This is a genomic window from Paenibacillus sp. FSL H8-0282, from assembly GCF_037963825.1.
Taxonomy (GTDB): Bacteria; Bacillota; Bacilli; order Paenibacillales; family Paenibacillaceae; genus Paenibacillus_AQ; species Paenibacillus_AQ odorifer.
The window spans coordinates 4357123-4371930 of sequence record NZ_CP150146.1 but is presented as its reverse complement, the minus strand read 5'-3'; the positions used below and the strand labels follow the sequence as shown (position 1 = coordinate 4371930).

The 14808-nt window shown below is 41.3% G+C and carries 14 protein-coding genes; 8 read left to right on the top strand and 6 right to left on the bottom strand.

Annotated features, from left to right (window positions below):
• Nucleotides 1-32: 32 nt before the first annotated feature.
• Nucleotides 33-587 carry an XRE family transcriptional regulator gene (locus NST94_RS18905; RefSeq protein ID WP_339281175.1) on the bottom strand — a complete coding sequence of 185 codons (555 nt, stop codon included), beginning with the start codon at nucleotides 585-587 and terminating at the stop codon, nucleotides 33-35.
• 114 nt (nucleotides 588-701) lie between these two features.
• Here NST94_RS18905 and NST94_RS18900 point away from each other — a divergent pair, with 114 nt between their 5' ends.
• The gene (locus tag NST94_RS18900) at nucleotides 702-1283 is read left to right on the top strand and encodes a LysE family transporter (protein WP_339281174.1); all 582 of its coding nucleotides are present in this window, start codon (nucleotides 702-704) and stop codon (nucleotides 1281-1283) included.
• 17 nt (nucleotides 1284-1300) lie between these two features.
• Here NST94_RS18900 and NST94_RS18895 read toward each other — a convergent pair whose 3' ends face one another.
• Nucleotides 1301-2290 (bottom strand): ketoacyl-ACP synthase III, encoded by a 990-nt coding sequence (locus tag NST94_RS18895; RefSeq protein WP_339281173.1) that lies wholly within the window; start codon nucleotides 2288-2290, stop codon nucleotides 1301-1303.
• A gap of 435 nt (nucleotides 2291-2725) precedes the next feature.
• Between NST94_RS18895 and NST94_RS18890 the strand changes: the two genes are divergently transcribed.
• Nucleotides 2726-3391 carry a CAP domain-containing protein gene (locus tag NST94_RS18890; protein WP_081391877.1) on the top strand — a complete coding sequence of 222 codons (666 nt, stop codon included), beginning with the start codon at nucleotides 2726-2728 and terminating at the stop codon, nucleotides 3389-3391.
• A 422-nt stretch (nucleotides 3392-3813) separates the two neighbouring features.
• On the opposite strand, the gene NST94_RS18885 is transcribed toward NST94_RS18890, so the two are convergent.
• The 4 genes from NST94_RS18885 to NST94_RS18870 are packed head-to-tail and all read right to left on the bottom strand — an operon-like array spanning nucleotide 3814 to nucleotide 7944.
• Complete coding sequence (locus NST94_RS18885) at nucleotides 3814-4920, bottom strand: endospore germination permease (RefSeq protein ID WP_339281172.1); 1107 nt, start codon at nucleotides 4918-4920, stop codon at nucleotides 3814-3816.
• Between the two features lie 23 nt (nucleotides 4921-4943).
• Complete coding sequence (locus NST94_RS18880) at nucleotides 4944-5186, bottom strand: hypothetical protein (RefSeq protein ID WP_076217873.1); 243 nt, start codon at nucleotides 5184-5186, stop codon at nucleotides 4944-4946.
• A 2-nt stretch (nucleotides 5187-5188) separates the two neighbouring features.
• Nucleotides 5189-6358 (bottom strand): Ger(x)C family spore germination protein, encoded by a 1170-nt coding sequence (locus tag NST94_RS18875; protein WP_339244088.1) that lies wholly within the window; start codon nucleotides 6356-6358, stop codon nucleotides 5189-5191.
• 5 nt (nucleotides 6359-6363) lie between these two features.
• Nucleotides 6364-7944, bottom strand: coding sequence for a spore germination protein (locus NST94_RS18870; RefSeq protein ID WP_256717474.1), 1581 nt, complete (start codon nucleotides 7942-7944; stop codon nucleotides 6364-6366).
• Between the two features lie 335 nt (nucleotides 7945-8279).
• On the opposite strand from NST94_RS18870, the gene NST94_RS18865 reads away from it, so the two are divergent.
• The 6 genes from NST94_RS18865 (at nucleotide 8280) to NST94_RS18840 (ending at nucleotide 14737) form a co-directional block, all read left to right on the top strand.
• A complete protein-coding gene (locus NST94_RS18865; protein ID WP_339281171.1) occupies nucleotides 8280-9494 on the top strand; it encodes an MFS transporter in 1215 nt (404 codons plus the stop codon).
• 129 nt (nucleotides 9495-9623) lie between these two features.
• Nucleotides 9624-10349: a LytTR family DNA-binding domain-containing protein gene (locus NST94_RS18860; RefSeq protein WP_076190714.1), complete on the top strand. Its 726-nt coding sequence runs from the start codon at nucleotides 9624-9626 to the stop codon at nucleotides 10347-10349.
• Complete coding sequence (locus NST94_RS18855) at nucleotides 10350-11699, top strand: GHKL domain-containing protein (protein ID WP_339281170.1); 1350 nt, start codon at nucleotides 10350-10352, stop codon at nucleotides 11697-11699. It abuts the gene before it with no gap.
• Nucleotides 11700-11782: 83 nt separating this feature from the next.
• Nucleotides 11783-12391 carry a CPBP family intramembrane glutamic endopeptidase gene (locus NST94_RS18850; RefSeq protein ID WP_339281169.1) on the top strand — a complete coding sequence of 203 codons (609 nt, stop codon included), beginning with the start codon at nucleotides 11783-11785 and terminating at the stop codon, nucleotides 12389-12391.
• A gap of 199 nt (nucleotides 12392-12590) precedes the next feature.
• The gene (locus tag NST94_RS18845; protein WP_339281168.1) at nucleotides 12591-13148 is read left to right on the top strand and encodes a cysteine hydrolase family protein; all 558 of its coding nucleotides are present in this window, start codon (nucleotides 12591-12593) and stop codon (nucleotides 13146-13148) included.
• A gap of 188 nt (nucleotides 13149-13336) precedes the next feature.
• Complete coding sequence (locus NST94_RS18840; protein ID WP_339281167.1) at nucleotides 13337-14737, top strand: MFS transporter; 1401 nt, start codon at nucleotides 13337-13339, stop codon at nucleotides 14735-14737.
• Nucleotides 14738-14808: the final 71 nt, after the last annotated feature.

Sequence of the window (14808 nt, the reverse complement as noted above, 5' to 3'; positions counted from 1 at the left end):
GATCCCAAGGTTTAAGAACCTTGGTTTTTTTGCTAACTAGAATAATATAAGATCATGCTTAAACGGGTCAATAATTGTCCTGGATTATAATATACATGGGGTTTGTCTGCGTTAAACGTGATAGAATCACCAGATTTTAATAGATATTCATTTTCATCGACACGCAAAGACAATTCACCATCAAATACAGTGATTAATTCTTCAGTTCCTTCCATATGTGGATTGGCATCAAGGTATCCACCTTTGTCTATCTCAACTGTATAACCCTCAAATCGTTTGCTTTCATCAAATGGGAAAGAGGGGTACACCCGATATTTTCCGTTGTCTTCAAGCAGTGGTTGAATTTCATTTCTTAATACGACTCTTGTGTCAGGCTTTGGGTAATCTATCAGCGCAGAAAATGAAGTTTTTAATCCATTGGCGATCTTCCAAATGGTTGTAATGGTAGGTGCCGATTCGCCTCTTTCGATTTGACCAATCATTGTTTTGCTTACTCCTGTTAATTCAGCCACCTTTTCCAGGCTTAAATCTTTACTTCTTCTAATCTTTTTTATATTCTCCGCAATGATTTGATTTATCTCTTCCACGGTAATTCTCCTATCCCTATTTACTTTATAACGACCAGGATATACAATAAAACGCACATAAGGACGTTATAGCGTCTGATAAATACATTATAACATACAACGAGGTGTAATTCAGTGATTGTTTCTTTGTTTTTATATGCATTTGTGGCTAGCTTTACTCCGGGACCTAATAACATTATGGCAATGACTTTTGCAAACCAGTTTGGTTTACGAAAAACAATGAGATTTTGTTTAGGAGTGGGCACAGGTTTTTTCGTGATCATATTGTTATGTTGCTATTTTAATATACTTCTGATCAATTTTATCCCTAAGATTGAATCTAGTATGGCTGTGATAGGCGGAGTCTACATGTTTTATTTAGCATTTAAAATTATTACAAGTAAACATCAAGAAAGTGATGGAAGTGGCGATAAACACAACAGTTTTATTGCGGGTATGCTTTTACAATTTATTAATCCTAAAGGGATATTATATGGAATCACAGTTACATCTACATTTATTCTTACCTCTCATTCTTCCTATTTTAGCTTATTGATTTACTCTATAGTCTTAGCATTCATCGGTTTTATGGGCACTTTTAGTTGGTGTTTATGTGGTTCTCTTTTCAAAAAAATGATATCTAAATATAGAAGTCAATTTAATATACTGATGGGATTGTTGTTAGTGTATTGTGGAGTTTCGATAGTGATAGGATGAATGAATGGAGCCCCATGTCAATAACGCCATAACATTGAACCGGCTTGATAACCTGACCCCAATGTCCAAAATAATAAGTTGTCGCCACGTTTGATCAAACCATGTTCAATAGCACAATATAAGGCCAGAAAGGGACTGCTTGTGCCTGTATAGCCATATTCGTCGGCTACATAAATAATTTTATGTTGATCCAGGTTCAGCTTAGCTTGAAGTAATTTAATATTAGCCAATGTAAATTGTGAAAAACAAAAAACTTGTATATCCTCGAATGTTAGGTGATGTTTGTTCAATAATTCAACAATAGATGCTTCTGCAAATCGTACACTGTCTATTCCGCTGAATCTCCCCCAGTGTAAGTAGCGGTGTTCAGCCCCATCACGCAAAGACTTAGCCAATCCTTGAGCGGGGTACACAATTTCTTCTGTAAAACGGCTGTCCGAAAGATACCTTACGTCAATTAATCCACTCTCTGAATGATCTTTTTCTAAAATGAGGGCTACGGCGGCATCGCCAAAAATTGAATATGTTATTGGATGTGAAGGATCAGCCCATAAATTTAAAAAATCCGAACCGATAACCAACGCTCTATCTCTATCAGGATCATCGTATAAAGTACGAGCAGCCTGTTCAACCGCAATAAACATTCCTATACAATTACCATTTAAGTCATAGCAAAGCGTATCATCTTTACCTTTGATAGCTTTGTGAATAAGCAATGAATTCGTAGGTGATAAATATTCCGGAGTTGAGCTGGAAAAAAGAATCAGGTCTATATCTGCAGAATTCAATGATACAGCATCAATTGCCTGTTGAGCGGCATTAATCGCCATCGTCAACGAGTTCTCCTTCGTTCCTTCAATAACATGGCGGTTTTTTCTGCCTGTCTTTTTAAGAATCCGCTTAATATCTATACCTTGCTTTTGAAAATGGTCAATAAAATATTGGTTGTTAATCACTCTTTCAGGACAATAAATGGAGACTTGTTTTATCGAGATACCTTCTAACATAGCATGATCACTCCTTGTAATAATTTTGCAATCACATTACATTAAGTAATCTAAAAGTATCTATTTACCTAACAAAGCCTGCTTATTTCTATAAGCTTGTTTGTCCAAATCTTATTTGATGTTATACTTTATGATCTTAACAAAGCATAACATTAATTAGTAAAAAATTCTATAAATTACTATAAATGTAACTATATCGACGCATCTAAAATATCCACTAAGATTAAGTCCACAGCAACCATGTTGCGAGTGGACTTTTTTGCTTTTTATATTTTTGAATTAGAGATGAATAAATCAGGGGTACTTTACAAAAACTTTATTCGATTAAGTCACTACTTTGCCAAATCAGGAGGGGTTCTAATTAAACCATTTATCGTAATAGTAGCGCTATTACTCGTTACTGCTTGTTCGGGTAATAACTCGGCCAACAACCAAATGACAACTCAACAAACGAAGGTTGACAATCATGCTCGTAAAACTACCTCAAGTTCAACTTTAACGCAAGCATCTTCCATTTCCACGGAGAATGCAGGGAATACAACAATTAAGACTAAACAAGTTCCTGGCGATGTAACGAAATGGCTGGATGGGTTCATCCGTACCAATCCACCTACAGGAAGCACAACAGATCAAACAACGTATCCGCAGCAGTCGGCGAAACCACAATATTCTGCAAATCCGCAACATTCTGCTGTCCCACAGAAGTCTGCAAATCCACAACCATCCACCAATACATCCCAATCGGTACAGCAAGTATTGGATTTGGTGAATAAAGAAAGAACGAATGCAGGCTTGAAGCCTCTTAGCTTAAATAGCGAACTTTCGAAAATGGCTTTGGCTAAAGCGCAGGATATGTATGACAATAACTATTTTGACCATCAGTCTCCTACGTATGGATCTCCGTTTGATATGATGAAAGCATTCGGGATCTCATACAATTCAGCAGGGGAAAATATCGCCAAAGGTCAGTCGAGCGCAGAAGAAGTAATGAACCAATGGATGAACAGTCCTGGTCATCGTGCCAACATCCTAAATAGCAGCTTCACAGAAATTGGAATAGGTTACTATAACAGCGAGTGGGTTCAAGAATTTATTGGTTAGAGCGAGTAACGTAATAAACTTAACAGGGGTGTCCTAATAAGCTAAAGGTGGCTGTTGGGCATCCCTACTTTGCTTCGTTTGATCCAATAACAATTGCACAGAGCAAGCCCATCGGACACAGCTGACCTTAAACGCGTCATTGGTCCATATTTTGCATCCTAGCGGACTGTATAGCAGCTATTCCCACAAAAAACACTCAATATGAGTCTTTTTTATGAGATGGTGTCAGTGGAGTCCTAAACTCTGCTCTATAGGCCAAAAAATTGCAAATAACGTCCTCTGGGTCCGGAAATCTCAGAATCTTCAATCGTGATGGCAAGCAATTATGTAGAGTAATACTTTTCCTGGCAGGCTGGATCCAAGAAAAGAAGAAGCTGAAGTCTGCGAAATGATATAGGGGAATTGAATCCGTTTAGAACGGGTTATTTTTTGTGTTGATTTATATGATAACGAATAAAAGTGACCAATAGAATCAGAAGAAACGGCAGGATGTAGGCTAGGTTAGTGATCAAGGGCCATGTAGTATTCACGATTTCCTCAAGCTCAGACTCCTGTGTGTAAGTCGTTACAGATAACAGCAGGCAGACAAAAGCAAGTGGGAAAACAATTAAACGTTCATCCTTCAATCTCAGAAGCTCCTTTAGTACTTTAATAAGAATAAGCAGCAGGATAGAAGCCTTGAAATAGAACCCGATAATGAGTGAAAAACCAATCACGGATTCGATTCTTTCAATGGTTTCCTGAAAATAAATGAGTCTCGCCAACTGATATAATGAATATTTCAAGCTGCCGGACAGTGGTCCCAATACCATAATACTGCTAATGACAGAAGCAATTAACGTCAGGGCATTGATGATGAGTGCAAGATACATCTGTTTTCCCAGTTTAGAATTGTCTTCTTTACGTACGAACGGTAAAATCATCGAAAAAACGATAAGCTCGGAATAGGGAAAGCCATAGACTACATATGCAGCACTTAGGATAGGCCTAAATCCATCAGGCATGATGGGCAGTAGGTACTCGGGATGATACAACCCTGCTACGAGTATCCAGACTAAGATGATAAATCCGAACATTAGTGACATTAGGACGGCTGCCATGCGGGCAATCACTTCAATTCCAGCTAGAGCTGTCATCGCAATCGTAATAAAAAACATGGTATTTACTGCGTAAGTGGGCGTTTCTTTTAACATCGTACTTTTGAAAAAGGTTCCGATCTCAATTACAATTCCTGCGACATTCCAAAACAGTACACAAGTGAAAGGAATCAGGAGGACGAGGGTCAGTCCGTTTCCAAGTACGGAGCGGCTTTGTTCCACAAGCGAAAGATCTGGCGCTCGTCGGTTCAAATATAGAATACCGGAAAGCAGAGCAATTCCTATGGCCGAGGCGATTAAGAGGGATATCCAGGCTCCGTTGCCGGCAAAGTTAGTTAGTGACGCAGGGACGATAACGATTGAGGAACCGGTCATAAAGAAGAGAAACAGCATGGACATTTGGATCGAACTAACACGTTCTTGCTTATTCATACGTTCCTCCTCATTCTTTAAGCTTATGAAATGGCAGGGTTGATCCAATGGACGATGTGCTCAGCTGGAGCCGTGAATAAATTGAAGATGGAATCTAAATTGGGCCATGGCTTAGCTGCAATAAAGATAAATCCGAGATAAAGTACGGGTAGTAATAATACTCCATAAACTACTCGATCGCGGATGGAGGCTTGTCTAAACCTTGGGATGTCATGGGCTAGCATAGCGGAAGCTAATAAGAGAATGCAGATTATTTTTCCCACCATAGCTACTTCTCCTTTGTTCCAAATATTGTGCCTGAGTTCATTCCAGTGCTTAACACTTTGACATCAACGTTGATATCGAACTGAGTCTGGGCGAATGTATCCTTCCATTGAGGCTCTAGTTGTTTCCACAGCTGCGGATTTTTCCGGTAAATCTGATTGCCAATTCCGAGTGCGTCGATCTTTTTTGTTTTCAAAAACTTGGTTGCGTGCTCAACCTGTTGTTCAACCTGAGTTATGATACGCTGCTCAAAAAGCTTCATGTCCTTATTGTTTTTTAAATGTGAGCAACGTAATTCTCCGATCATCCCTTCAATAGCAATGCTTACACCGACGGACACAGAACCGTTTTTTACGATTGGAGTAAGCGTACTGTTGAAGGTAAGCACTTCAAGCGTTTCTTTTTTTCGCAGCGGTACTTCGGTCTCATCCGGGCAAGGAAATTCTAGTACTCCATAGATATATCTATCCGTCAGCATCATGAATGCTTCTGTATCCTTCTCCTTTAGAATGTCAATCATTTTACCGTCATGAATTACAGCCAGCCCAGATATCAAGGGTTTATGATCCAAACTGGTCTTATGCAGGTAAGGGATGATGGAAGTATTGGAGGGGCTACACATTTGTATAGCCAGCTCATAGAGAGGAATCTTGGAAGTTTTTGCGGCATATAGAGCACCGCTCGTCTCCATTCTCTTATACTGTTGACCAATGGTCTGCTCGATAAACGGGTTGATATCTAAAAATGGTGCCGCAGATTGCTCAGCGATGAGAGGAAGAACGGTACCACGCGGTTCTTGATCCCTGGAGAAAAAATCAAGTACCTCCCGGATGTTCGAGGTTCTGGCTAGTTGCTCCCCGATTAATATGACACGCATATGATCCCATTTGGCTTTTCGACCAAATTTTGCCGGGATCTCCCTTATTGCTTCAAAAAAGGTTTCTCCACTCGTAACAATATTAATTCCCTTGGACGCTGGATCCCCTGCTTGTCCCATTTCTATTTTGGTGGAAGGATTATAGAAATGTGTCGTAATCACAATCCGATTGTCTTCGCTTTGGTCAATGGCGACCGCCTGCACATACCCATACTCGTCCAATTCTTTATTATCCCAGCATCCGCTAGTTAGAGTGAGTACAAGAAGGGAAATTAGTATGGTAGTAAGCCGCTTCACTATATCTACTTCCTTCCTGAAGTCTTTTTATATAAGTGTCGATTTCGTGGTGAATGAAGCAGCAGTCTTCTCGGAAGCAGAAAAATAGAATCACGTACTCTTTTAAGATCTAGCGGAGCTAACGAGTCTAAATACGGTTCTCCTAAAGAGCGCAAGGTAGCCAGATGGAGATAAATTAGAATAAAACCGACCATGATGCCAAGTCCTCCGAATGTTGCCGCGAGAATCATTAAGGGAAACCGTAAAATCCGCAGCGCAATTGCCATATTGTATTGAGGTAGCGCAAATGAGGCAATGCCTGTCAAAGCGACGACAATGACCATGACCGGAGAGGCAATCTGCGATTGAATAGCAGCTTGTCCAATGACCAATGCCCCAACGATACTGACGGCCGACCCAATCGGTCTGGGTAAGCGTATGCCCGCCTCTCTCAATAGCTCAAAGAAAAACTCCATGATCAAAGCTTCAACCATAGCCGGAAAGGGGATTCCTTCGCGTGTGTTTAGAATGGCAAGCAGCAGAACCGTGGGAATTAGTTCGGAATGGAAGTTGGATAAGGCAATATAGGTACTGGGTAACAGCAGGGCGATGATGAAGGCAGCGACCCTAATCATTCTTATCAATGATGAAAAAATGGTCCGGTAGTAATAATCTTCGCTATTCGTAAAAAACTCCATGAAATTCCCGGGACAGATCAGAATGGAAGGACTTCCGTTAACCATAGCAATAATCTTTCCGTCTAGCAGTGCTGTTATAGCTGTATCCGGTCGTTCTGTATAGCGGACTTGTGGAAATGGTGAGTAGAGCGAATCACCGATCCACTCTTCGAGATAGGAGACGTCAAGAATTTCTTCCTGATCAATACTTGCTATCCGTTGTTTGAATTGATTTAATGTTTCTGGTTTGACTACTCCATCCAGATAACCATAGGACAACGTTCTTTGAACCTGCTTACCAGAGGTAAAAAACTCGAACTTAAGATTAGTAGATTTCAGCAAACTACGAATAACACCTACATTACGCTCTAAGCTTTCTATAAAGCTGACGTGGGGACCTTGAACAGTAGGCTCTGAAATGGGCTCAGAGGTTTGGCGCTGTTCTACATCAAAGGCATAATAGGCAACGGCTTTTTGCCAACCTGTAAAGAAAAGGACAACTTTCCCATCAAGAATCCCCTTAATGGCTTGACCGATATTGTCCATTAATTCAAGCAGCGGTGATGAAACACCATTTTTTTCAAAATAGGAGATGACATCTTCAACGGTCACGTCCAAGGTGGGACCCAGCTCATGCGGAACTAAATTCTGCAAGACATCTTTAAAATAATTTGTAGGGTCAGACTTAGTAAGTGTATTGAAATAGACGGATGAGGCTTCATACTTAAGATCCGGGCCATAATGCCATGGAATAACCTTTAGGTCCGAACAATTGGCAAAACAATTATTAATAATCTGTAAGTTGTCTTCGAGAGACGCAGAGATAGCATGGGAAAAAAGATCCTTCATTGAAAGCTCATTTTCGGCTTCGAATTGAGGGTGCACCTTAGGATTAGACGGAGGTGTCTTGGCGTTAAAAAATTTCCGCATGCAATTCTCCTTAAATAAATGAGATGTTAAGTGATTTTTATCTTCTCCCTTATTTAGGAATTTATTCGGAAGGTGGGGATAGATCAAATTTTTCGCAAAAAGAACAATTGGAACTGGCTCAGGGAAGAGATGCGATGTTATAATGAACATAATTTTTTTCAGGAGGTGCTCCTTGTGACTCATTCCATTCGTTTATGGTAATCAGTGGTGCAAGACAAGTGGACTCATTCATTTTTTGAGATAAGGAAATGAGTTTATTTGTGATGTGCCTGTTTCAGTGTGCCTATGCTCATGGAATGAGTTTATTTAAGTTTTTAATCAAAGGAGATGACCTTATGCAAATACAATGGAAAAAAGCCTTCGCCCTTATTTTTAGCGGACAGATTTTCTCGATTCTTACGAGTTCGATGGTTCAATTCGCGGTGATCTGGCACTTAACGGAATCGACAGGGTCAGCGGCAGTTTTGATGATTGCTGGGTTGGCAGCGTTTTTGCCGCAAGCGGTCTTGGGTCCTTTTGTAGGGGTCTGGCTGGACCGTTGGAATCGTAAAATAACGATGATTATTGCTGATAGCGCAATTGCGCTCTTCAGTCTGATATTAGGTATTTATTTCATGTGGGGGGAACCGGGACTTGGCTTTGTGTATGTCATTCTGAGCCTGCGTTCGGCGGCATCAGCCTTTCATGCTCCGGCTTTTCAGGCGGCTGTTCCGTTGATTGCGCCTGAAGAAGAATTGACAAGAGTCGCGGGCTGGCAGCAGATGGTGTTCTCTTTCTCGAATGTAATGGGTCCTGCACTTGGGATAGCGGTTTACTCGGCAACTTCGCTTGGAGCAGTATTGCTACTCGATGTGGCCGGGGCTTTGATTGCGAATCTGATGCTGTTCATGGTGAAGATCCATCAGCCTAAAGTGCAGTCTACAGTTGCGCCGTCTTTCGTTCAAGAATTCCGTTTGGGTTGGAACGCACTCATTCAAGCGAAACCCATTGTGTTGATTACGGGGGCTACTGCGGTGTTTAGTATCGCATTTATGCCATTGGCGACACTGTTTCCTTATATGACATTGTCTCATTTTGGCCGTGGAGGATACAGTGCCAGCCTGGTGGAAGCGGTGTTCAGCATCGGGATGATTTTAGGCGGTCTGCTATTGTCGATGTTCTCATCTAAATGGAGCGACATTAGCTATATGAGCGTAGGTCTGCTAGTCATCGGTCTTACCTGTGTGATCAGTGGTTTGATTGGTCCGAATGCATTTGTGATTTTTGCCATTCTCTCGTTCTTGATGGGCAGTGCGGCACCCTTCTTCAATGGTCCCTTCATGGCGATGATCCAACGTTCTTTTGAACCCGAGATGCTTGGGCGTGTCATTTCACTCGTGACCAGCATTATGATGTTGTCTTCGCCAATAGGGCTGCTGTTGGCAGGACCTGTGGTGGATCGATACGGTGTGCAGCTATGGTTCCTCGGTTCAGGAATTGTGGTGATGCTGACCGCTCTGTTTATTTTCATCCAGTTTCGGCGGCTGGCGTCCGCGATTCCGATGAATTGACTAGGGTAGAAACTTCCCTGTAAAAAAGAGTTTATAGGCCGGTCCGAGAGGATCGGCTTTTTGGCGGTTCTTCATATTTTTTCAAATTATAATATGATAGAATTACGTTCACTTGGAGGGATACATAATATGAATCTTCACATTGCAATCTGTGACGATCAGAGGCAAGATGCCTCGCGATTGGAAGAATTACTCATGAAGCAGATAACTAGCCTGCAAGGGATGACTGCCTCTATTGAGATTTTTGAATCAGGCCAAACCCTGCTTCAGGCAATGACGACTACCGCATACGATATAGTTTATCTGGATATGGAGATGCCCGAGTATAACGGTATAGAAGTCGCAGAGAAGATACGGCTCAAAGATGCCAGGGTATTAATTATCTATGTCACCAGCCATACAAGTTATATGAGAAGAAGCTTTGCGGTTCATCCCTTTCGCTATTTACTGAAACCCATTGATGAACATGAACTGCAGACCGCCACAGTCAAAGCCATTCAGCAATGCATGCAAAGAAACAACGTGCTGTCATTCTCAATCCATCATATGAGCTATAATTTAAGGGTAGATGATATTATGTATATCACGGTAGAACGAGGCAAAAAATTGGTCCTTTGTACTGAACAAGGGACTTACTCGTATTATGGCAAACTGAGAGAGTTGGAAGGACAGCTGGGATCACATGATTTTTGTCGCGTACATACGGGATTCCTAGTAAATTGGCTGTATGTTCGTTCTTTAAGCAAAGAACTTATTCAGCTGAAGAACGGGGTGGAGCTTCCCGTCAGCCGCAGTAGAAGCTCTGATTCTTTACGGTCCTACCATGCCTTTATAGAAAAGAGGCTCTTAAGATAAATGTCTTTCATCCGGGAGATTAGTCCTTATTTTTTTGGTGTATTTATGCTCGTCCTTATATATGTCCCGCAAGGGGTCACATTTTATATTTTTCTCAAAAAATTCCTGATCCTGAGCAGGAGCAAACAGTCATTTATAGGTTGTCTTATTATCTTTTATATAATTAAATCGCTTACCGCTGCTAGCTTACCTCTAGTTGATTCGGTCATCCTTCACCTGCTTGTGTATAGTCTGATTACCATTATTTATTTCCGCGGCAGTGTGCTACAAAAGCTGTTCTTTAGCAGTTTCTATACAGTGTTTACGGTGGTTATTGAGATGCTGGTATGGTATGGGATTCAGCATATCCCACTCAATGCCGAGGGAATAGATACAGTTAATTTCTGGTGGTTATCTTTTGCTTTCCTATTTGTTGTTTTGCTAAGCATCATGTTATGTCTGCTATTGCTGCGGTTGTTCAAAGTGGACACCTCTATGTTACTGTCGAATCAGGATTGGGCTGTGCTGAATCTTGTTTCGGCGGGTTCTTTGCTTATTATTATTGTGAATCTGAGACATTCCAGTGATAAACCTTTTAATATTCCGTTTGATTTTGTATTCATCCTGCTTGGGATTCTTGTAGTTAATGTGGCTGTAATGTTTATATATCAAAAGTTAATGAAACGGATGCAAATAGAATTGCATAATCATGTGCTTCAGCAGCAAGTGAAGGATTACACGAGTAAACTGAAAGATAATCAGGAAGCACAGCGTTTGCGGCATGATCTGAACCATGTGTTGATCCTTATTCATTCTCTGCTGGATGAAGGAGCTGTACAAGAAGCCAAGCGATATATTGCGGAGCTTGCTTCGACACAGGAGGCAGGAGAAAAGTATATTTCTTCTGGAAATATAGCTATTGATGCCATCTATAATGAGAAGTTCGCCAAAGCCGAGCTACATCAAGTTACAATGCAATCTCATTTTCGCATCCCGCAGGACCTGTCACTTGCAGGCAAAGAGGTTGAAATTGCAATTATTTTAGGCAATGCATTAGATAATGCAATCGAAGGGGTTCAGAGATTACCAGAGTCAGAGCAGAATGTTATTGGGCTGGAAGTGATTTATTGCGACGGGTTATTGGTGATTTCTTTAAAGAATCCTGCATCTCTGCTTACAGAGGACGGGCAGGGCTCTTTTTTGTCCAGCAAGCGGAACTTTGGGCGTAGAGGGTTCGGAATCGAAAGCATTGAGTATGCGGTTCAACAGCTTCAAGGAAGCGTCAGTTTCAGATATGAGAATGGGCAGTTCATGATGTTGGCGGTATTACCACTGCCTGAGTTGCAATCCGCAACCAACTACTCCACCTAACCTGCAAGTTACGGTCTCTTCCCGCTGGTAAGCAGCGGTCCATGATATATTGAGGCTGTTCTTATTAAAGGGAGGGTATTCCATTGACATTGTCATTGCTCATCAGTGCAGTCCTTCAGCTCATCTTATTCAGCATCATTCCCTATACATACTGGTTTTTTACAAGCAGAACAACTTCATCCTTTGCCATGTGGATTGGCTGGAAGAAACCCCAATTGGTTTCTAGGAAGCAGTTCATACTATGGTTTATACTTACCATGACTATATTCACCAGCCTGGGAATGCTTACAGCAATCTATATGCTGGATAAGAATACTTTGGCCAGCTCACAGTTTTATGGTACAGGTCTTAAAGGTTTGATTCCGGCATTGATTTATTCTTGGTTACAGACTAGCTTGTCCGAAGAGATTCTGTTCCGCGGCTTCATTGGTAAACGGTTAAGTTCGAAATTCGGATTCGGAATTGGAAACTGTGCTCAAGCTTTATTATTTGGTGTCGTACATGCTGTGCTGTTATACAGCAGTTCCGGATTATTGAATTCTGCTGTTGTAATGATTCTTACAGGTTTTGTGGGTTGGAGCATCGGAATGTTGGATGAGAAATTATCCGGCGGTTCGATCATTCCAGGTTGGGTTCTGCACGGGCTGACTAATCTGATTTCCACCATTTTTATGATGTATCAATGGATGTAGCAATCAAAGTTTTTAGAGAGTACATTTTAAAAATATGGTAAACTAAAAAAGTCTTAAATTATAAGATTAAAGTTTATATACCATTTTTATTGGGAGGTAGATATTATGAAAAACAATGTCAGCTTGCAAAATGATATGGGGATAACGTTTAACTGATCAAGCGTTGACGTTTCCCCACCATTCGAAAGGGGAAAATCATTTGAATCAGGTATTATTAATCATCGATGCACAACAAGAATTAATGGATGGAAACGAAAAGGAAAGTGCAGTAATCAATAAAGAGCAGCTTATCCGGAATATTAATAAAGTGATTGAACAAGCAAAAGAAGCCGATGTCGAAGTAGTGTTCGTTAGGGATCTAGATGTCGCTGAAGGAACAGGTACAGGCTTTCAAGTTCACAATGAAATCAACAGGTCTGCAAATGCCAAAATCTTTGATAAGCTGGCAACGAATTCTTTTCACGGAACTGAGCTGCTACAATATCTGAAAGATCAGCAGATTGAGCATGTGGTGATTATGGGATGTAAAACTCAACACTGCATCGATACTGCGGTTCGGACGGCTACGGTTAGCGGCATGGATGTTACATTGGTCGGAGATGGTCATTCTACAACGGACAATGATGTTTTAAGTGCAGAACAAATCATCAAGCATCACAATAAAACATTACATGGGCACTACAATGTCGAACATTTTTCTATGGTCAGAAGTTCCGAAGAAGATTTGTTTCGCCCAACGCATGACTCTTATAGATAATAATTCAGAGGCGGCACTTAAATGTGCCGCTTTTTGCTGTTTTGTATTACCTCTGATTTTCGTCACCTATACTGATAGACATATTCGCCTAAACCATTCCCATCCCATCTTTATGGGATTGTTCTTGCAAGGGATCTACTTATAATTGTTAGTAATTCTTAAACAATATGAGTAGGGACGGGATCAACATGATGGCAGCAAAAGATATAGAGTTTAAAAGCACACACGGGCAGCGGCTGGGAATGATGGCGGCTATTTGTATGGGGGCGTTTATTTCCCATTTTACAGCTGGAATTGTGAATGTGTCGCTTCCTTTTATTGTGAATTATTTTCAGACAGAGCTTGGGAAGGGATTATGGATCACAACAGGTTATCTGCTAGTGATTACGGCTCTTCTTCCTGTTATGGGGAAACTAGGCGACCGTTATGGTTTTCGCCGGATTCACAATCTTGGATTTATTATTTTTACTGTTGGTTCTATCCTAGTCGCTTTTTCACCTAATCTGCCAATATTGCTAACGCTCAGAGTTGTACAGGGAGTAGGAGCTGCGATGTTCCAAGCAACTAATATTGCACTCATCACCATTCATATGCCGAAAGAGCAAAGAGGTCGTGCACTCGGAATTTTAAGTACAGCTGTCGCGCTGGGCGGGATGACGGGACCTATAGCGGGAGGTTTGATTGCAGAGTGGCTGAGCTGGAAATGGTTATTTTTAATCCATGTTCCTGTGGCGATTGTGGCTACAATTATGGCATATCGGTACATCCCGAACCGTGTGCAAGAGCGCAAGCCGGGTGCTATCAGCTTCGTGGGGGCCAGCTTGTTTATGGCATTCATCACCTTGGTCCTTCTCGTAATAACAAATGGGAGCAAATGGGGCTGGGTGTCTGTGCGGACAATGACAAGTTTGGTGGGGGTTTCCTTGTTGTTGATTACTTTTCTATTCTGGGAGCGGAAGCAAAAGAATCCTTTTCTACCCTTACAAGCATTGAAAATTCCAACTGTAGCGGGAGGCTTGATCGTTAGCTGTGCCTCTTTTATTTTATCTAATACATTGCTTGTCCTCATTCCATTTTATTTGATGGGGGCGTCGGCTCCGTTCTCGTCATCTACGACAGGATATATTATGGCGGCTTATCCTATTGCCTTGGCGTTTGCAGGTCCTCTCGCAGGCTACTGGTCCGATCGTTATGGCTCTCATCGTCTGATGCTTATGGGACTGAGCTGCATGGGAAGCGGGTTTATCTTGTTACTGGTGTATTTAGATCATATACCGATTTATGGAATCGCGGCGATTCTATCTCTTATTGGCCTTGGTATGGGGCTCATTGCCTCTCCTAATAATAGCTTCATTATGCAGCAGACACCTCGGGAACACGTGGGTTCGATTGGCGGATTAATTGCTTTATCAAGAAATGCGGGTATGGTCTTTGGCTCAGCACTTGGACTTGGTGTGATGAGTGGAGAGACAGGACAAGGGAGTCAGTTGCAGGCGTTCAAATTGGTTTTTGAGATTAATATTTTCATTTGTTTAAGCGTTATTGTATTAATGGTTGTTATAAATAGAAGGACATTTAAATCTGCTTGATCTAAAAAAATGTGTGTGTAATCACAACTCAAGCTTTGGTGTTCTGTTACGTTGGAAGTAACGAATGATTA